Source organism: Pigmentiphaga kullae, assembly GCF_004216695.1.
GTDB classification, from domain to species: Bacteria; Pseudomonadota; Gammaproteobacteria; order Burkholderiales; family Burkholderiaceae_B; genus Pigmentiphaga; species Pigmentiphaga kullae.
Genome location: NZ_SGXC01000001.1, coordinates 2,521,935 through 2,540,834, shown reverse-complemented (window position 1 = coordinate 2,540,834; position 18,900 = coordinate 2,521,935). Strand labels below are relative to the sequence as shown.

The 18,900-nt window shown below is 69.2% G+C and carries 16 protein-coding genes; 11 read left to right on the top strand and 5 right to left on the bottom strand.

All coding sequences use genetic code 11. The annotated features are described in order from the left end of the window. Positions 1 to 2 precede the first annotated feature (2 nt). On the top strand, positions 3 to 1,295 hold the full coding sequence (gene ptsJ / locus EV675_RS12370) for a MocR-like B6 salvage transcription factor PtsJ (RefSeq protein WP_130357516.1): 1,293 nt from the start codon (positions 3 to 5) through the stop codon (positions 1,293 to 1,295). Here the strand turns inward: ptsJ and EV675_RS12365 are convergent. After that, positions 1,292 to 1,864 (bottom strand): TlpA disulfide reductase family protein, encoded by a 573-nt coding sequence (locus tag EV675_RS12365; protein WP_130357515.1) that lies wholly within the window; start codon positions 1,862 to 1,864, stop codon positions 1,292 to 1,294. The genes ptsJ and EV675_RS12365 overlap by 4 nt on opposite strands. Before the next feature lie 68 nt (positions 1,865 to 1,932). Between EV675_RS12365 and EV675_RS12360 the strand changes: the two genes are divergently transcribed. From EV675_RS12360 to EV675_RS12350, 3 genes are read left to right on the top strand one after another with little or no spacing between them, the layout of a single operon-like run. After that, complete coding sequence (locus EV675_RS12360; RefSeq protein ID WP_130357514.1) at positions 1,933 to 2,757, top strand: YggS family pyridoxal phosphate-dependent enzyme; 825 nt, start codon at positions 1,933 to 1,935, stop codon at positions 2,755 to 2,757. After that, positions 2,754 to 3,581 carry a pyridoxine/pyridoxal/pyridoxamine kinase gene (gene pdxK / locus EV675_RS12355; protein WP_130357513.1) on the top strand — a complete coding sequence of 276 codons (828 nt, stop codon included), beginning with the start codon at positions 2,754 to 2,756 and terminating at the stop codon, positions 3,579 to 3,581. Before EV675_RS12360 ends, pdxK begins: the two co-directional genes overlap by 4 nt. A 23-nt stretch (positions 3,582 to 3,604) precedes the next feature. Beyond that, complete coding sequence (locus EV675_RS12350) at positions 3,605 to 4,300, top strand: glutamine amidotransferase (protein WP_130357512.1); 696 nt, start codon at positions 3,605 to 3,607, stop codon at positions 4,298 to 4,300. 10 nt (positions 4,301 to 4,310) lie between these two features. Here the strand turns inward: EV675_RS12350 and EV675_RS12345 are convergent, their stop codons facing one another. Next, entirely contained in the window at positions 4,311 to 5,777 is a 1,467-nt protein-coding gene (locus EV675_RS12345; RefSeq protein ID WP_130357511.1) for a phytoene desaturase family protein, read from the bottom strand. Between the two features lie 64 nt (positions 5,778 to 5,841). On the opposite strand from EV675_RS12345, the gene EV675_RS12340 reads away from it, so the two are divergent. Further along, positions 5,842 to 6,435 (top strand): TetR/AcrR family transcriptional regulator, encoded by a 594-nt coding sequence (locus EV675_RS12340; protein ID WP_130357510.1) that lies wholly within the window; start codon positions 5,842 to 5,844, stop codon positions 6,433 to 6,435. On the opposite strand, the gene EV675_RS12335 is transcribed toward EV675_RS12340, so the two are convergent. Next, positions 6,414 to 7,643: a multidrug effflux MFS transporter gene (locus EV675_RS12335; protein WP_242621394.1), complete on the bottom strand. Its 1,230-nt coding sequence runs from the start codon at positions 7,641 to 7,643 to the stop codon at positions 6,414 to 6,416. The genes EV675_RS12340 and EV675_RS12335 overlap by 22 nt on opposite strands. A gap of 11 nt (positions 7,644 to 7,654) precedes the next feature. Then, entirely contained in the window at positions 7,655 to 8,122 is a 468-nt protein-coding gene (locus EV675_RS12330; RefSeq protein WP_130357509.1) for a MarR family winged helix-turn-helix transcriptional regulator, read from the bottom strand. A 139-nt stretch (positions 8,123 to 8,261) separates the two neighbouring features. Here EV675_RS12330 and EV675_RS12325 point away from each other — a divergent pair, with 139 nt between their 5' ends. Then, positions 8,262 to 8,762, top strand: coding sequence for a GNAT family N-acetyltransferase (locus tag EV675_RS12325; protein ID WP_130357508.1), 501 nt, complete (start codon positions 8,262 to 8,264; stop codon positions 8,760 to 8,762). A gap of 35 nt (positions 8,763 to 8,797) precedes the next feature. Here EV675_RS12325 and EV675_RS12320 read toward each other — a convergent pair whose 3' ends face one another. Beyond that, a complete protein-coding gene (locus EV675_RS12320; RefSeq protein WP_165404566.1) occupies positions 8,798 to 9,289 on the bottom strand; it encodes a thermonuclease family protein in 492 nt (163 codons plus the stop codon). A gap of 202 nt (positions 9,290 to 9,491) precedes the next feature. Between EV675_RS12320 and atzF the strand changes: the two genes are divergently transcribed. The 5 genes from atzF to urtB all read left to right on the top strand — a co-directional run bounded on the left by atzF (position 9,492) and on the right by urtB (position 18,878). After that, on the top strand, positions 9,492 to 11,327 hold the full coding sequence (gene atzF / locus EV675_RS12315; protein WP_130357506.1) for an allophanate hydrolase: 1,836 nt from the start codon (positions 9,492 to 9,494) through the stop codon (positions 11,325 to 11,327). Positions 11,328 to 11,340: 13 nt separating this feature from the next. Next, positions 11,341 to 14,943 carry an urea carboxylase gene (gene uca, locus EV675_RS12310; protein WP_130357505.1) on the top strand — a complete coding sequence of 1,201 codons (3,603 nt, stop codon included), beginning with the start codon at positions 11,341 to 11,343 and terminating at the stop codon, positions 14,941 to 14,943. A 32-nt stretch (positions 14,944 to 14,975) separates the two neighbouring features. Continuing rightward, the gene (locus EV675_RS12305; protein ID WP_130357504.1) at positions 14,976 to 15,692 is read left to right on the top strand and encodes a GntR family transcriptional regulator; all 717 of its coding nucleotides are present in this window, start codon (positions 14,976 to 14,978) and stop codon (positions 15,690 to 15,692) included. Positions 15,693 to 15,890: 198 nt separating this feature from the next. Continuing rightward, on the top strand, positions 15,891 to 17,183 hold the full coding sequence (urtA, locus tag EV675_RS12300; protein WP_130357503.1) for an urea ABC transporter substrate-binding protein: 1,293 nt from the start codon (positions 15,891 to 15,893) through the stop codon (positions 17,181 to 17,183). Positions 17,184 to 17,258: 75 nt separating this feature from the next. Continuing rightward, entirely contained in the window at positions 17,259 to 18,878 is a 1,620-nt protein-coding gene (gene urtB, locus EV675_RS12295; RefSeq protein WP_130357502.1) for an urea ABC transporter permease subunit UrtB, read from the top strand. The last annotated feature ends 22 nt before the right edge of the window (positions 18,879 to 18,900 follow it).

The window sequence follows — 18,900 nt, the reverse complement described above, 5'->3', positions numbered from 1 at the left end:
ACATGAGAATACGAGGAAAGAGCGCGGCCGAGATCTTCGACAGCGTTCGCGCGCAGGTCCAGGCCCAGCAGCTCCTGCCCGGCCAGGGCCTGCCGCCCGTGCGCGAACTGGCGGCGCAGCTGGACGTCAACCGCAATACCGTGGCCGCCGCGTACAAGCGCCTGGTGGCGGCGGGCATCGCCACCGCGCAGGGGCGGCGCGGAACGACCATACGCGGCCAGGGCCCCGGCGAACAGGAAGGCGCGCTGCCCGATTCGCCGCTGGTGGACCTGGCCAGCGGCAACCCCAACCCGGCCTGGCTGCCGGACCTGTCCGCCGCGCTGCGCGCCAGGCCCTACCGGCCCCGGCTCTACGGCGAACCGTTGATCAACGCGGGGCTGGAGGCGCGCGCCCGTGCCTGGTTCGCCCCGGACTGCCCGGCCTCGTTCGAGGTCGACCTGGCCCATGGCGCGGTCGATGCCATCGAACGCCTGCTGGGCGCCCTGCTGGTCCCGGGCGACAAGGTCGCCGTGGAGAACCCCTGCTTCCTGAGCAGCATCAACCTGCTGCGCGTGGCCGGCCTGCAGGCGGCCGGCGTGCCGGTCGATGCCGAGGGCATGCAAGCCCAGGCCCTGGATGCCGCGCTGGCCAAGGGCGCCCGGGCGGTCATCCTGACGCCCCGGGCGCACAACCCCACGGGCTGCAACCTGAGCGCGCGGCGGGCGCGGGCCTTGTCGCGCGTGCTGGCCAAGCACCCTCACGCCGTCGTGATCCTGGACGACCATTTCGCCCTGCTGTCGAACGCCGCCTACCATTCGGTGCTGCCGGCGGGCCCCCGGCGCTGGGCGCTGGTGCGCTCGCTCACCAAGGCACTGGGGCCCGACATCCGGATGGCGCTGGTGGCAAGCGACGAAGCGACCTCCCGGCAGTTGCGCCTGCGCCTGGCATCGGGCACGAACTGGGTCAGCCACCTGCTGCAGGACATGGCGGAGACCACGCTGGGCAGCCCCGAGGCGGCACGGCTGATGAGGCGCGCCGGCAAGGACTATGCCTTGCGCAGGAAGCGCCTGGAAGACGCGCTGGACGGACAGGGCATCGCCTGCCTGGCCGGCGGGGACGGACTCAATCTGTGGGTACCGTTGGCCACCGATGACCAGGCGGTCGCCCGGGCGCTGGCCCGGCGGGGCTGGCTGGTGCGCCACGGGCAGGCCTTCGGGGTGCGCGATGCCGTGCCGGGGCTGCGTATCACGCTTTCCGGGATCGAGCCGGCGCAGTGCCGGCGTCTCGCCTCGGACCTGCGACACTGCCTCGGCTAGGGCGCCGGCGCCACGCAGGCCTCCGGACCGCATCCCGCATCCGCCGGTCCGTTCGCGGTCGGACCGGCGCCACCTTCGCCCCGCGCCGCGCCCTCTTCCAGCAATCGGCCGATGGCCGAGCCCAGGGCCAGGTCGTCGATGCTGCCCAGGTGATGCAGGCGGATGTGCCCCCTGCGGTCCAGCAGCACCAGGCTGGGCGTGCCGCCCAGGGCATAGTCCCGCATCGTCATCGGAATGTTGCCGTCCGGCGCGGGACGGTCGATGCCGATGGGGAAGCTCCAGCGATATTCCTGCGTGAACGCCCGCAGCGCGGCCGGCCCCGTCACGTCATGGTGCTCGAACACCGTATGCAGGCCGATCACGGCCACGTCGTCCTCGCGGAACATGCGATGCACGCGCTCGGCCTGCGGCAGGCCATGCGCCAGGCAGGCCGGGCACAGCATCTGGAAGGCGTATAACAACACCACCTTTCCCCGCAGGCCGGCCAGATCGACGGGGGCGCAGACATTGAGCCACTCGTCCACCTGCAGCGGCGGCGCTTCCACGGTATGGACCTTGGGTCGGGACATGTCGGACTCCTGTAGTCGTGCCCGAACATGATACTCTTTTGGCATAGGACAAAACCAACGAGCCGGACATGAGCGCGGACAGCGAAGCCCCCGGGGCCGATACCCCCACCCAGCACGACCAGCATGGCCGCTGGCCCCAGGCCACCTCGGTCGAGGATTTCCGGCGCAACCTGGCCACGGTGCGCGAACGCATCGCCACGGCCTGCCGGCGCGCCGGCCGCGACCCGGCCGGCGTGCGGCTGCTGCCGGTCAGCAAGACCGTGGACGAAGCGCGCATCCGGCTGGCCTATGACGCCGGCTGCCGCTTCCTGGGCGAGAACAAGCTGCAGGAAGCGGCGCGCAAGTGGGAAGCGATGTCCGACCTGGCCGACCTGAAGTGGTCCATCATCGGCCACCTGCAGACCAACAAGGCCAAGCTGGTGGCGCGCTTCGCCGCCGAGTTCCAGGCGCTGGACAGCCTGAGGGTGGCCGAGGCGCTGGACCGCCGGCTGCAAGCCGAGGGCCGCGCGCTGGACGTGTTCGTGCAGGTCAACACCTCGGGCGAGGCCAGCAAGTACGGCCTGCATCCGGACGATGTCGAGGACTTCCTGCGCGCAATGCCTGCCTTTTCCGCCCTGCGCGTGCGCGGGTTGATGACCCTGGCCCTGTTCTCCGCCGAAACCGAACGGGTCCGGCGGTGCTTCGTGCTGCTGCGCACGCTGCGCGACCGCCTGCGGCAGGACGCGCCGGCCGGCATCGGCCTGGACGAGTTGTCCATGGGCATGTCGGGCGACTACGAGATCGCCATCGAGGAAGGCGCGACCGTGGTGCGCGTGGGCCAGGCCATCTTCGGCGCCCGCAGCACGCCGGACGCCTACTACTGGCCCGCCGCCGACCCGGAGCCCGCATCATGAACAATCCCGGCCCGCTCCCGCTGGACGTGCTCTCCATCATGTCCCAGGTCGTCTACGGCCGCGTCGGCAATTCCGTCGCGGTGCCCAGGCTATGCCGCGCCGGCCTGCATGTGGCCGCCGTCCCCACCGTCGTGCTCAGCAATACGCCCCACTACCCCACGATGCATGGCGGCGCCCTGCCGCTGGACTGGTTCCAGGGCTACCTGGACGACCTCGTGGCCCGCGACGCGCTGCACCGGCTGCGCGCCGTGGTCGTGGGCTTCCTGGGCAACGCCGCGCAGGCCCAGGCGCTGGGCCGGTGGCTGGACAGGATACGGCCGGACCACCCGGACCTCATGCTGATCGTCGACACGGTCATCGGCGACCACGACCACGGCATCTACGTCGACCCGTCGCTGGTCGACGCCTACCGCGACCACCTGGTCGGCCAGGCTCGCGGCCTGACGCCCAACGGCTTCGAACTCGCGCAACTGACCGGCCTGCCCGTGGACGGCATCGACGACGCCATCCGCGCCGCGCGCCAGTTGCTGACGGGCAATACCGAATGGGTGGTCGTCACCAGCGCGGCGCCCGCGACCTGGACCCCGGACGACATGAAGATCCTGGTCGTGACCCGCGCCGGCACGACGACCATCGTTCATCCCCGACTGGCCCTGACGCCCAAGGGCACCGGGGATCTCTTCACCGCTTCGCTGGCCGCGCACCTGCTGGCAGGCGCGACTATCGAAACAGCGGCGCGGCGAGCCGCCGATGACGTCCTGTCGGCGCTGCGGGAAACGCAGCGCGCAAATTGCGCCGAACTGCTGCTGCCGCCCCATCCCTGAACGCCGAACCGGAGTCCCCGAAGATGAACCGTCAAGCCCTGGTTGTCCGCCACGTCGCCTTCGAAGACCTGGGCACGCTGGCCCCGCTGCTGGCCGAGCGAGGCTACGGCGTGCGCTACCTGGAAGCCGGCGTCGATGCGATCGATCCCGGCCCGCTGGCCGCGGCCGACCTGGCCGTGATCCTGGGCGGCCCGATCGGCGTCTATGAAACGGACCGCTATCCTTTCCTTGAAGCGGAGCTGGCGGCCATTGCCGAACGGCTGAAACAGGACCGGCCGACCCTGGGCATCTGCCTGGGCGCGCAATTGATGGCCAAGGCGCTGGGGGCGGACGTCAAGCCCACCGGACGCGTCGAGATCGGCCATGCGCCGCTTGCCCTTACCGACGAAGGGCAGCACTCGGTGCTGCGCGGCATCGGACAGGTGCCCGTGCTGCACTGGCACGGCGACCAGTTCGACATCCCGCCCGGCGCCGCTAGACTGGCGCAGACGCCCGGCTTTCCCAACCAGGCCTTCTCCCTGGGACCCCGCCTGCTGGGCCTGCAATTCCACCTGGAAGCCCAGGCCTCGCACATCGAACGCTGGCTGATCGGCCATGCCTGCGAACTGGCGGCGCACCGGATCGACGTCGCCGCCATCCGGCGGGATGCGGCGCGCCACGGCGCCGAACTCGAACGCGTGGCGCGCCAGGTCGTCGGCGACTGGCTGGACGGCTGCTGACGTCCGCGCCTCAGATCCGCGCCGCCTCGTCCCCCATGGCAGCCTCGGCCGCCTGGATGCCCGACAGGACGGCGGACGGCACGCCATAGCCCGGGAACGTGGTCTGCCCGGCCAGATACAGGCCGGACAGCGGCGCGCGGTGTGGAAAGAAGCGGTCCGGCGATGCGCCGGGCGCCACGCCATACAGCGCCCCCTCGTACAAATACCGCTGGCGGGCGAAGTCCTGCGGATCCAGCACACGGACGGCGTCGATCTCCAGCCCCGGCACGCACCGCCGCATGGCCTCCAGATAGCGGTCCACGGTCGACCGGGTCATGTCGGGCGTCCAGTCGTGGGCCGAGGCAATGCCGGTGGCCGGCGCGTACAGCTCCAGGATGGACCGGCCCGGCGGCGCCAGATCCGGCAAGACCTGCGTGGGGCAGGTGTACGCCAGCCAGCGCGGCGCATCCGGCGACGACACATGCAGCCGCCCCTGCTCGCGCATCGCCGGCACGTGGTTGACGATGAACGCGTCCGGCCTGGCGGCGACGGAGCCCCCCAGCTGGATCGATATCGCGCGATGGGACAGCGGCGCACGGCGCGCGCGCCGCGCCAGCGCCCGCGGAACCGCCTCGGCGGGCAGCAGGCGATTGACCACGTCGAAGCCCGAGCAGGCGGCGATCACGCAATCGGCCTGGATGCGCTCCCCACCCGCAAGCATGATGCCGCGCGCCACGCCGCCAGCCACCGCGATACGCTCGACCGGCCGGCCGCACAGGATGCGCACGCCATGACGCTCCGCCGCGCGGTACAACGCCTGGCTGATGGCCCCCATCCCGCCCCGGGGAAGATGGAAGCCCTCTTCCAGCAGGGCCACCAGCCCGATGATCTGCGTGGCGGGCAGCCGTTCCGGGCCCATGCCCGTATACAGCAAGGTGGACGCGACGGCGGCCTGCAGCCCGGCATCCGGGAAACGCCCGGCGATGAGGCGATCGGCCCGCCCCGACAGCGTGGGCAGGTAGCGCCACAGCCGCCCCAGCGTCCTGGCCAGGGCCGGCTCGAACGGCAGCACTTCCCGGACCAGCGTGCGATAGATCGGCGCCCAGCGGTGCCGCAGTTCGCCCAGACCGTCCCGCAGCATGGCCGTTCGTGCCTCGTCGCCCTCGACCAGGGAATCCTCCACGCCGGCCAGCCGTACCACCGTGCCGTCATCCAGATGCGTCGCATGTGGACGCGCGATGGCGACCAGTTCGGCCTCCCGGTCCAGATCCATGCCCAGCCGCGCGAAACCCGATCTCAACAATGAAGGAACCGCCACGTACACGGCGCCGTTGTTGAAGGTGAACCCCTGTTCGCCGACGGTGGAGCAGCAGCCCCCCGCCGCCTCGCCGGCTTCGGCCAGCACGACATCGATGCCCCGCCGGGCCAGCGCCACGCTGGCCGCCAGGCCCGACAAGCCCGCGCCGATGACCACCGCCGACCGTATCGACCTTCCCATGGCACTGCCTCCTTGCCCGCAAAAATTAGACAATGTACAAAATTCTACACTGTATAATTCCTTCATGACCAAGTCCGCCCTTCCCTCCAAGCGCCAGCGCACGCGCGACCACATCGCGACCGTGGCGGGCGGGCTGTTCGAACGCCACGGCTACGAGGCCGTGACGATGGAACAGATCGCCGTCGAGGCGGGTGTCGTGCGGGGAACGCTATACAACCACTTCGCGGTCAAGGAAGCCGTGCTTGCCGAATGGATGCACGCGCGCCTGGCCCGGGACCTGGCACCGCTGATGCAGGCGGTCATGAAGCGCAAGGCCTTCGCGTCCCGCGTCGCGGCGATCCTGGACGCCTCGGCCCGGTGGTGGGAGGAACATCGGCCGTACGCCGCGCCCTATATCCGCTTCCGCTTCCAGCAGGTGCGCGACGGGGCGGGCGGGCAGGCCTCCTCCGACATGGTCGCCGCGTACGCGGCGCTGATCCACGCGGCGCAGCAGGCCGGAGAAATCCGCAACGGCGAATCGCCCGGACGCCTGGCCAACTACCTGCATTTCCTGTATCTGTCGGCCCTGATGGCCTGGCTGGAGGACCCGAAGGCTTCGCTGCGCAGGGAGTTCGCGCGCGCCTTCGATTTCTTTCTTCAGGGCGCGTCGCGCCCCTGAGCTTCGCCGCCGTCCCCGCGCCGTCCACCGACCGCGATCCGGAAGGCCCCCAGCGCCATCACCGTCAGGAAGATCTGCACCACCGCGCAGGAGATGGCCGGATCCGCCCCATAGCCGACGAGCTTGGTGCCCAGCGCGCCGGCCGCCATCTGCCCGAACCCGTACAGGCCCGCCGCCGAACCCGTCAGCCCCGGGGCCGAGGACAGGGCTCGCGACAGCCCCGCCGGACTGGCCATGCCGCACCCCATGGTCAGCACGAAAGTGATGGCGATCAGCACCGGCACGTTCAGCCAGCCCATGGCCTGCACACCCAGGAACACCACGGCCATGGCCAGGCTGAGCCCCGCGCCCATGTAAAGGAACAGCTCCGTGTTCAACCGCCCCACCAGCCGCCGGGTCGTGGCCGAACCCAGGCTGGCCCCCACGATGGTGATCGCCGCGAACCAGCCGATCTGCGAGATGGGCAGGCCCAGCTGTCCGTGTACGATGTAGGGCGCCGTGGCCAGATAGGGATAAAGCGCCGTGCTGGAACAGGCCCCGCCCACCATGAACCCCAGGAACCGCCGGTTGCCGGCCAGATGGCCGTAGTCCCGCGCGATCTTGCCGAAGGCCAGCGGCGAGCGGTTCAGGTTGGTCTCGGGCAGCAGCCGCCAGGCGCACAGCACCATCGCGGTCGCCATGCACACCAGGAAGACATAGATCGCCCGCCAGCCAAAGCTGTCGGCCAGGTACGACCCCAGGATGGGCGAGAGCCCCGGCCCCACCAGCGTCAACAGGTTCAGCAGCGCCAGATCCTTGGTGGCCCGCTCGGACGTGGAGATGTCGCGGACGATGGAGCGACCCAGCGTAATGCCCGCCGCGCCGCCCAGGGCCTGCGCCAGGCGGGCGGCCAGCAGCCATTCGAGCGTGGGCGCGAACAGCGCGAACACGCTCGCCGCCAGATAAATGCCCAGGCCCAGCAGCAGCGTGGGCCGGCGCCCGATGGTGTCCGACACCGGCCCGTAGATCAGTTGCCCGAACGCCAGCCCCACCACGTACAGCGTAATGGTCTGCTGCATGCCGGCCGGGCTCGCGCCCAGGTCGGCGCCGGCCAGCGGCAGGGCCGGCATGAAGATGTGCATGGCCATCGTGCCGCTGAGCGTCACCAGCACCAGAAGCCACAAGGGCGCCCGGACGGAAGGGGCAATGGGCGGATGCGCGGGGGTCATCGAGGGCCTTTCTACAGCGTGTCGAACCGGCGCGCGATCTTTTCCAGGGCCTGGCGGGTGATGCGCAGTTCCTGCGCGGTCAGGTCGTCCAGCAGGCTGGCTTCGATTTCCAGGCTCTTGGCCACGATCCGTTCGGCCAGGGCGCGCCCGTGGGAAGTCAGGCGGATGGCCTTCGCGCGGCGGTCGTCCTCCGCCGCTTCCCACTCGATCAGGCCCAGTTCGCGCAACTGCGACAGGATGCGGACCAGCGACGACTTCTCCAGCGACAGCGTCTCGGCCAGATCCTTCTGGCGCACCACCGGTTCACGGGATTCGTACAGGGCCAGCAGCGGCGCGCGCGTGGCGTCCGTCAGCCCCATTTCCTTGAAATGCTGGTCGACCACCCGGCGCCACTTGCGGTAGACCGCGCCGACCAGCCGGCCGAAGCGGGCCCGGACGTGCTCGTCGAGCTGGGGAGGGGTCGCGGAATTAGGTTGCATGCGAACTATTTTCCCAGAAAATTAGTTCGCATGCAACCTAAGTCACGGACACGCCGCCTGTCGAACTGCCTTATATTCCGTAGCTCGGATGACAGCCCCTCTACCCATGAGCCCCCCCTACCCATGAGCCCCCCTACCCATGTCGATACGCCCTGAACAGCCGGACGACGCCGCGGCCATCGCGCACATGATCACCCTCGCCTTCGCCACCGCGCCGCATGCCAGCGGCACCGAGGCGAAAATCGTCGACGCCCTGCGCGAAGCCGGCGCGCTGGCCGTTTCGCTCGTGGCGCAAGCGGATGGACAGGTGGTGGGCCATGTGGCCCTGTCTCCCGTGGCGCTGTCCGACGGCACGCCCGGCTGGTACGGCCTTGGTCCGCTGGCCGTCGCCCCCGGACACCAGGGCAAGGGCATGGGCGGGCATCTGGTCGCGCATGCGCTCGATACGCTGCGCGCGCGCCACGCGGCGGGATGCGTGGTGCTGGGCGAGCCGGAATACTACGGCCGCTTCGGGTTCCGGGCCGATCCCGACTTCGTGCTGCCAGGCGTGCCGCCGGAATACTTCCAGGTAATCCGGTTCACGCCTGGAGCGGGTGGAGGAACGGTGGCGTATCACCCGGCGTTCGAGGTGGCGGCCTAGGGCCTGTTCACACTAAAGGGAGGCTCGCACAGGCCCTAGAGATCGCGGCCCCGCTTGCGGTACTCCCACGGCGCGACGGGCGCCGGCAAGGCCCACAGGCCGCGGCGCCCCGCCTTCGCCTCCCCCTGCATATCCACCAGCGCGCGTTCCGCCGTGAACGTGGGATAGACCCAGGCGTAGCCGTGCCGCAGCATCGTTTCCTGCACGCTGCCATGGCCGCAATCGACGTCGCCCAGCGTCCGGCCATAGCGATCACGGCCATGCCGCGACAGCCTGGCCTGCGTGCCCACCGGGCACAACGCCCGCAGGAAATCGCGCGAGGCGATCCCCGCGGCCTGGCCGATCTCCGGCGCATCGATCCGCTCCAGGCGCACCGGCGCGCTTTTCTTCTGCGAAGGACATAGCAGGCGCATGGTGTCGCCGTCGTGAACGGACGTGACAGTGCAGACCTGCGCGTAAGTGGCCCATGGCAAGGCGAAGGCCGCGATGCCTGCCAGATACCGAATCGTCGAAATCGTCATTTTCATGGCCCGCATTATCCCAGCCCCGGCCATCCGGCCCGCCGCACCATTACCGGGCGCGCGCGCCCCCGAGTCGAGCGCGCTGGCGCGCCACTCCTGTGCGCGGCCGGGCATCGCGGCCGCGCACCCACCGGATCCCCGCGGTTTTCCTGCCTGGCACGGCTCTTGAATAGGTTCATCCGAACTTGTACACAAGAGGGAATACCAGATGCGCGGATGGACGATTTCCGACTGGCTCGACGCATACCGGGCCGGCGCCCAGCCGGCACGCTTGCTTGGCGAGTTGCTGGAATCCCTGGCCGGGCCGGATCCGGCCTGGATTTCGATCGCCAGCCAGCAGGCGCTTCAGGCGCAGTTGTCGGCGCTCGACAACCGGCTGCGGTCGGTCGGCGGAAACATCGGGAAGCTGCCGCTGTACGGTGTGCCGTACGCGGCCAAGGACAACATCGATGCCGCCGGATTCGCGACCACCGCGGGCTGCCCGGCGTTCGCCTACACGCCGGCGGCGAACGCGACGCTGATCGCGCGGCTCGCGCAGGCCGGCGCAATACTGATCGGCAAGACCAATCTCGACCAGTTCGCGACGGGGCTGGTGGGCGTGCGTTCGCCCTATGGCATACCGACGAATGCCTTCGATGCCGAATACATCTCGGGCGGATCGAGCTCCGGCTCGGCCAGCGTCGTGGCGCGGGGCATCGTTCCGTTCTCGCTGGGAACCGACACCGCCGGCTCGGGCCGGGTGCCCGCCGGGCTGAACAACATCGTCGGGCTCAAGCCGACGCGAGGCGCGTTCAGCAACACCGGCGTCGTGCCGGCGTGCCGGACGCTCGACTGCGTGTCGGTGTTCTCGACGACCGTGGAAGATGCGGTGCGGGTCCACGAGGTCGCCGCATCGCTGGACCTGGCCGATGGGCTCTCGCGGCAGGCGCCCGCTGCCGCGCTGACGTGGCGGGTTCCCGGCACCCCGCGCTTCGCCATCCCGGCGGACCCCGAATTCTTCGGCGACGCCCTGTCCGAGCAAGCCTTCAAGGCCGCGGTCGCGCACATCGAGGCGCGCGGCGCGACGTGCGTGCCGGTCGACTTCTCGGTATTGGACGAGGTGGCCGCGCTGCTCTACGACGGCCCCTGGGTGGCGGAACGGTATGCGGCCATCCGCGCCTTCGCGGCGGAGCACGAAGCCGACATGCATCCCGTCGTTCGCGACGTCATCTTCAAGGCGCGCGATTTCTCCGCCGCCGATGCCTTCGACGGCATCTACCGGCTCGCGGACCTGAAACGCCGGGCCGATGCGCTGCTGGCGCAGTTCGACGCGCTGCTGGTTCCCACCGCGCCGACCCACTACCGGATCGCCGAACTGCTGGCCGATCCGATACGCCTGAACAGCAACCTGGGCAAGTACACGAATTTCGTCAACCTGCTCGACTGGAGCGCCATCGCGGTGCCGGCGAACCTGCGCGAAGACGGACTGCCGTTCGGCATCACCCTGATCGGCGACGCCTGGCGCGAAAAGGCCCTGGCCGGCTTCGCCGCGTCGTGGCACAAGGCGACCGGCTTGACGCGCGGCGCGACGGGGCTGCCGCTTGTCCCGGATGAACCCGCCACGGCGCGGGCCGCGGACGTCGCCCCGGCGGACGAGGCTATCCGCGTCGCGGTGGTCGGCGCCCATCTGCGCGGCATGCCCCTGAACCACGAACTGACCTCGCGGGCGGCCCGCTTCGTCGAGGCGACCACGACCGCCGCCGACTATCGGCTCTATGCGCTGGCCAACACGACGCCGCCCAAGCCCGGCCTCGCGCGCGCGGGTCAGGGCAAGCCGATACGGGTGGAACTCTGGGACGTTCCGGCGGCGGCATTCGGCTCGTTCGTCGCGGGCGTTCCGGCGCCACTGGGCATCGGCACGCTGACCCTGGCCGACGGCCGGCAGGTCAAGGGCTTCATCTGCGAACCCTACGCCCTGAACGACGCCAGTGACATCACCGAATTCGGCGGCTGGGCGAATTACCTCGACAGTCGGCGCCAAGACACCGAGCCGTCACGTTCCTGAATCCGGAGCCCTCATGTTCGATACCGTACTGATCGCCAATCGAGGCGAAATCGCCTGCCGCATCGCACGCACGCTCAAGCGGATGAACGTCCGTTCGGTGGCGGTCTATTCCGACGCGGACCGCAACAGCCTGCACGTCTCGGCGGCCGACGTGGCCGTGCCGCTGGGCGGCAACACCGCCGCCGAAAGCTACCTGCGCGCCGACCTGATCATCGCGGCGGCCAGGCAGACCGGCGCGCAGGCCATCATTCCCGGCTACGGCTTCCTGTCCGAGAACGCCGAATTCGCCGCCCGGTGCGAGGCCGAAGGCATCGCGTTCGTCGGCCCCACCTCGCGGCAGATGGAGCAATTCGGCCTGAAGCACGCGGCGCGCGAACTGGCCCGGCAGGCCGGCGTTCCGCTCACGCCCGGCTCGGGCCTGCTGGCCGATGCCGACAGCGCGCGCGCCGCCGCCCAGGCCATAGGCTATCCGGTCATGCTCAAGAGCACGGCGGGCGGCGGAGGCATCGGACTGACGCGCTGCGACGACGACACCGAGCTGCTCGCCGCCTTCGAGTCCGTGCAGCGGCTGGGCCAATCGTTCTTCGCGAACGGCGGCGTATTCGTCGAGCGCTTCGTCGACCGCGCCCGTCACGTCGAGGTGCAGATCTTCGGGGACGGCAACGGCAACGTGGTCGCGCTGGGCGAGCGGGACTGCTCGCTGCAGCGGCGCAACCAGAAAGTGGTCGAGGAAACGCCCGCGCCGGATCTGCCCGCCCAGGTGCGCGGCAGGCTGCTGGCCGCGGCGGAAAGCCTGGGCCGCTCCGTGGGCTACCGCTCGGCCGGCACGGTCGAGTTCATCTACGATGCCGCGCAGCAGGCGTTCTACTTCCTCGAAGTCAACACGCGGCTCCAGGTCGAGCATGCGATCACCGAGAGCGTGACCGGCATCGACCTCGTCGAGTGGATGATACTGACCGCCGCCGGCACGCCCCCCGCGCTGGACCGGCCGATCACGCCCAAGGGGGCATCGATCGAGGTGCGCATCTACGCCGAGAACCCGCTGCGCAACTTCTCGCCCAGTCCCGGCACCCTGACCGAAGTCAGCTTTCCGCCCGGCATCCGGGTGGACGGCTGGGTGGAAACCGGCACCGAGGTATCGGCCCACTACGATCCCATGATCGCCAAGCTGATCGCGCACGGGGCCGACCGGCCCGCCGCCATCGCGGCGATGGCGCGCGCGCTCGACGCGACCCGCCTCTGCGGCATCGCGACGAACCTCGACTACCTGCGCAAGATCGTCGCAAGCCAGGGGTTCCGCGACGGCGATGTCTCGACCCGCTATCTGGACGGCTTCGCCTACCGCCCGTCGGTCGTCGAGGTGATCGACGCCGGCACGTACACGACCGTCCAGGACTACCCCGGGCGCGTGGGCTACTGGGACATCGGCGTGCCACCGTCGGGTCCGATGGACGACTGGGCCTTCCGTCTGGCCAACCGCATCGTGGGCAACGACGAAAAGGCGGCCGGCATCGAGGCGACGGTGCTCGGCCCGACGCTGCGCTTCCACGGCGACACCGTGATCGCGCTTACCGGCGCGCCCACGGATGCGCAACTCGATGGCTTGCCGGTCGAATTCTGGGCGCCGGTCACCGTCCGGGCCGGACAGACCCTGAAGATAGGCAAGGCCAAGAGCGGCTGCCGGACCTACCTGGCCGTGCGCAACGGCCTGGACGTACCGCTGTACCTGGGCAGCCGGTCCACGTTCGCGCTCGGCCAGTTCGGCGGCCATGCCGGGCGCCCGCTGCGTCCGGCCGACGTGCTGCCGATTGCCGATCCGGCGCTGGCCGCGACCGCGGACCTGGCGCCCATCCATGCCCCCGCTCCGCTACCGTCCGCTCTGGTGCCCGCCTACGGGCGGGAATGGGAGATCGGCGTCCTGTACGGCCCGCACGGCGCCCCCGATTTCTTCAAGCCGGAGTCGATCGAGACGTTCTTCGCCAGCCAATGGGAAGTCCATTACAACTCGAACCGCCTGGGCATCCGGCTCAATGGTCCCAAGCCCGAGTGGACGCGCTCGGACGGCGGGGAAGCCGGCCTGCATCCGTCGAACATCCATGATTGCGAATACGCGATCGGCAGCATCAACTTCACGGGCGACATGCCGGTCATCCTCACGCGCGACGGCCCGAGCCTGGGCGGCTTCGTCTGCCCGGTCACGATCGCCAAGGCCGAGCTGTGGAAGGTCGGGCAGGTCAAGCCCGGCGACCGCATCCGCTTTCGCGAGATGTCGTTCGACGAGGCGCTCGCGCTGGAGCGGCGGCAGGATGCCTTCATCCGCGACTGGAATGCGGCATCGATCGATGCCCCGGCGTTTTCCGCGCACCGCGGCTCGCCCATCCTGTTCGAGGCGCCCGCGCTGGGCGAAAGGCCCAAGACCGTCTTCCGGCAGGCCGGCGACAAGTACATCCTGGTCGAGTACGGCGACAACGTGCTCGACCTGAACCTGCGATTCCGCGTCCACGCGCTGATGGAGGCGCTCAAGGCGGACGGCCTGGCCGGCGTGCTCGAACTGTCGCCGGGCGTGCGATCCCTGCAGGTGCGCTACGACAGCCGGATCATCGGCCAGCGGGCGCTGGTCGATGCGCTGGCGGCGACCGACGCAACGCTGGCCGGCATCTCGACGATGAAGGTGCCGAGCCGGGTGGTGTACCTGCCCATGGCCTACGAGGATTCGGCGACGCTGGACGCGGTGGCGCGCTACCGGCAGTCGGTGCGCGACACCGCGCCATGGCTGCCCAGCAACACCGAGTTCATCCGGCGCATCAACGGCCTGGGCTCGGCCGGGGACGTGCGCGATACGATCTATCAGACGAGCTACATGGTGCTGGGCCTGGGAGACGTCTACCTGGGCGCCCCCTGCGCGGTACCGGTGGACCCGCGCCACCGCCTGCTGACCTCGAAGTACAACCCCGCGCGCACCTACACGGCCGAAGGCACGGTCGGCATCGGCGGCGTGTACATGTGCATATACGGCATGGACTCGCCCGGCGGATACCAGCTGGTGGGACGGACACTGCCGATCTGGAACAAATTCCTCAAGAACGAAGCATTCGTCGATGGCAAGCCATGGCTGCTGCGCTTCTTCGACCAGGTCCGCTTCTACCCCGTTACCGAGGTCGAACTGGACCGGCTGCGCAGCGACTTCCGGGAGGGCCGCCAGGGCGTGCGCATCGAGGAAGAGATCTTCGATCTCGGTGAATACAACGCCTTCCTGGCGCGGATCGAACCGGAGCTGGCGGTGCTCCGGGCCACCCAGAAACAGGCGTTCGACGCGGAAGTCGCCCGCTGGGCAACCCAGTCCGACGCGGTTGGCGCCGCCGAAGGCGGCCCGGACGACGCCGTTGTGCACGAAGACCCGACGGGCTCGATCGTTGCCGCCGACATCACGGGCAACGTCTGGAAGCTGCTCGTCGAGCCCGGGGCAGCCGTGAAGGCGGGAGACTCGCTGCTGATCCTGGAGGCGATGAAGATGGAATTCCACATCTCCGCGCCGCACGACGGCCTGGTCAAGAGCCTGCACTGCCGCCCCGGCATGATGATCAGCGCCGGCGATCCCCTGGTGTCGCTGGCATGACCGCCGCCCCATAACCATTCCTGGAATTCCGTATGGCGGACAACCGCGCGCCGGGCGAGCCGGCGCAGAACGCGAACAACCTCGCGACACAGATCTACGCCCGCTTGAAGGCGGACATCTTCGACTTCCGATTGCTGCCCGGCGACAAGTTCAGCGAAGGCGACGTCGCCGCGCGCATGCAGGTCAGCCGCACGCCGGTGCGGCAGGCGCTGTTCTGGCTGCTGCGCGAGGGCTACGTGGACGTACACTTCAAGAGCGGCTGGCAGGTACGGACCTTCGACTTCAAATACTTCGAAGACCTGTACGAGATCCGCGTGATGATGGAAACGACGGCAATCGGCCGCATCGTCGCCGGACGCCAGACGGCGCAGCTCGATCCGCTGCGGGAGATCTGGTGCGTGCCGCCGGCAATGCGCGAGCACGACCCGGCCAAGGCGGCGGCGCTCGACGAGGGCTTCCACGCGGGGCTGGTCGCCGCGACCGGCAACCTCGAGCTGGCGCGGATGCACACGGACGTGGCCGAACGCATACGCATCATCCGCCGCCTCGACTTCACGAAGCCGCCGCGCGTGGCCGCCACGTACGACGAACACGCGGAAATCCTCGAGGCCATCGGCAAGGACGACGCCGCGCTCGCCCAGCGGATGATCCGCGCGCACATCGCCGAGAGCCAGGCCGAAGTCAAGCGCATCACGCTGTACATGATGCAGACCGCCCGCGAGCGCTACGCGTCGCGCGAGCAAGCCTGAATCTCCCGGGATGCGTGCGGGGCGCACCAGCATGGCGCCGCCACGCACCGACATCAGTCACGGCCAGGCACGCACGGCCCGTCGCATCTCTTCTTCCCAAGGCCGAGCGCGCGGCCCATCCGCTGGCCCGGAAGTTGCATCTTCAATGCCGTCTTGTATCCAAGACGAAATACAACCTTCCACTTCCAAGGACGATCAATGAAAAAGCGTGAGTTTCTGAAGGTCGCATCGGCAGCGGGCCTGGCGGGAATCGCCGGCAGACTCCCTTCCGCATTCGCGCAGGGTGCGAACAAAGGGCCGATCAAGGTGGGCATCCTGCATTCGCTGTCGGGCACGATGGCGATCTCGGAAACGTCGCTGAAAGACACGGCGCTGATGACGATCGCCCAGATCAACGCGGCGGGTGGGGTGATGGGCCGGAAAATCGAACCGGTCGTGGTCGATCCGGCCTCGAACTGGCCGCTCTTCGCGGAAAAGGCGCGCCAGTTGATTTCGCAGGACAAGGTCGCCGCCGTGTTCGGATGCTGGACGTCGGTATCGCGCAAGTCCGTGCTGCCCGTGTTCGAAGAGCTGAACGGCCTGCTTTTCTATCCGGTGCAGTACGAGGGCGAGGAGATGTCGCGCAACGTGTTCTACACCGGCGCCGCGCCCAACCAGCAGGCCATCCCCGCGACCGAATACCTGATGAGCGCGGAAGGCGGCGGCGCCAAGCGCTTCTTCCTGCTGGGCACCGACTACGTCTACCCGCGCACGACCAACAAGATCCTGCGGGCCTTCCTGCAATCGAAGGGCGTGCAGGACGCCGACATCCAGGAGGTCTATACGCCGTTCGGCCACAGCGACTACCAGACCATCGTCGCGAACATCAAGGCCTTCGCTCGCGGCGGCAAGACCTGCGTCATCTCCACGATCAACGGCGACTCGAACGTGCCGTTCTACAAGGAACTCGGCAACCAGGGCCTGAAGGCGGCCGACGTGCCCGTCGTGGCGTTCTCGGTGGGCGAGGAAGAACTGCGCGGCATCGACACCAAGCCGCTGGTCGGCAACCTGGCCGCGTGGAACTACTTCATGTCGCTGCGCAATCCGGAGAACACGAAGTTCAGGGAAATGTTCGCGGACTGGGTGAAGAAGAACAACCTGCCGGGCGGCGCGAAGCGCGTGACCAACGATCCGATGGAGGCCACCTACGTCGGCCTTCACATGTGGAAGCAGGCGGTCGAGAAGGCCAAGAGCACCGACGTCGACAAGGTGCGCGCCGCGATGATAGGCCAGAAGTTCGCCGCCCCCTCGGGCTTCACGCTGGAGATGGACGGCAACCACCACCTGCGCAAGCCGGTGATGATCGGCGAAGTGCGCGCGGACGGCCAGTTCAACGTCGTCTGGCGCACCAAGGCGCCGGTGCGCGCCCAGCCGTGGAGCCCCTACATCCCCGGCAACCAGGGCAAACCGGATGTAGTCGGCGCGCTTCCCGGGCTGCCGCGCCTGGCTTGAGCCCGATGGCCGGGGCGCGGCGCGGTTGCCGCGTCCCGGCGGATTTCCGCCCTTGTTCAACCCGATCCCGCTTACATGAACCTGCGCCCATACCTGCGTGCCGTGGCCGTCTCGGCGGCGCTCGCGTGCCCCGGCCCGGCGGCCTTCGCCCTAAACGCGGCCGACGTCGCTCCGCTGGGCGGTGACGACTTCGATGCCAAGCTGACTGCGATCGACAAACTGATCGAGACCCGCGACGAGCCCTCGTTCGCGCTGCTCCAGGCACTTTCCGACGACAACGCGCTGGCCACCGACGCGGGGCAGGTGTTGATCCGGTCGGACGAGACCACCCGCGACGCGGCGACCGGCGGGCCGGTCGGCCAGGACGTGGCCGATGCCGCGCAGCCTGTCACGCTGAACAATCTGCTGCGCGCGAAAGTCGCCGGCGCGCTGGCCGGCCTGCAGCTCGCATCGCCCGATGCCGCCGCGCGCGGCGCGGCGATCGACGCGCTGCTGAAGAATCCGGATCCGTCGATGAAGCCCCTGATCGACGCCGCGCGCGCGCGGGAAGCCGATCCCGCCCTGAAGCAGCGCCTCGACACGCTATGGTCGATGACCGCGCTGCACGCCCCGGATGCCGCGACCCGGCTCGAAGCGGTCAAGCTCGTCGCCGCCCGCAAGGATCCGGGCATGTACGAACTGCTGCGCCCGCTGACGGCCAAATCGGCGACCGGCGCATGGCAGGAACCCGACCCGCAGGTACGGGCCGTCGCCCAGCAAGGGCTCGACACGCTGGACGGCATCGAGCGCCGCGGCCGGATCGCCGGCACGCTCTTCGCCGGCCTGTCGCTCGGCAGCGTGCTGCTGCTGGCCGCGCTGGGCCTGGCGATCACCTATGGACTGATCGGCGTCATCAACATGGCACACGGCGAATTCCTGATGATCGGCGCCTACGCGACCTACGTCGTGCAGACACTGTTCCAGCGCTACGCGCCCGCGGCCTTCGACTGGTATCCCCTGGTGGCGGTGCCGGTCGCGTTCATGGCGGCGGCGCTCGGCGGCGCGGCCATCGAACGCCTGGTCCTCAAGCACCTGTATGGCCGGCCGCTGGAGACGCTGCTGACCACCTTCGGCATCAGCCTGATCCTGATCCAGGGCACGCGCATGATCTTCGGCGCACAGAACGTCCAGGTGGAAAACCCTTCATGGATGAGCGGGGGCGTGACCGTCATGCAAAGCCTGATCCTGCCCTACAACCGGATCGCGATTCTTGCGTTTTCGCTGGCGGTGGTCGCGCTGGCCTGGGCCGTGCTGACGCGAACGCGCCTGGGCCTGTTCGTGCGCGCGGTCACGCAGAACCGCCGGATGGCCGCCTGCGTCGGCGTGCGAACCGCGCGCGTGGATGCCTATGCGTTCGCGTTCGGCGCCGGCATCGCCGGTCTGGGGGGCTGCGCGCTATCGCAGATCGGCAACGTCGGGCCCGACCTGGGCCAGAGCTACATCATCGACTCCTTCATGGCCGTGGTGCTGGGCGGAGTCGGCCAGATCGCCGGCACGGTCATCGGCGGCTTCGGACTGGGTCTCGTCAGCAAGGCGATCGAACCGTTCTGGGGCGCCGTGCTCGCCAAGATCGCCGTGCTCGTGCTGATCGTCCTCTTCATCCAGAAACGTCCGCAGGGCCTGTTCGCCCTGAAGGGCCGCAGCGCGGAGGCCTGACATGGCTGTCACGATATCGACG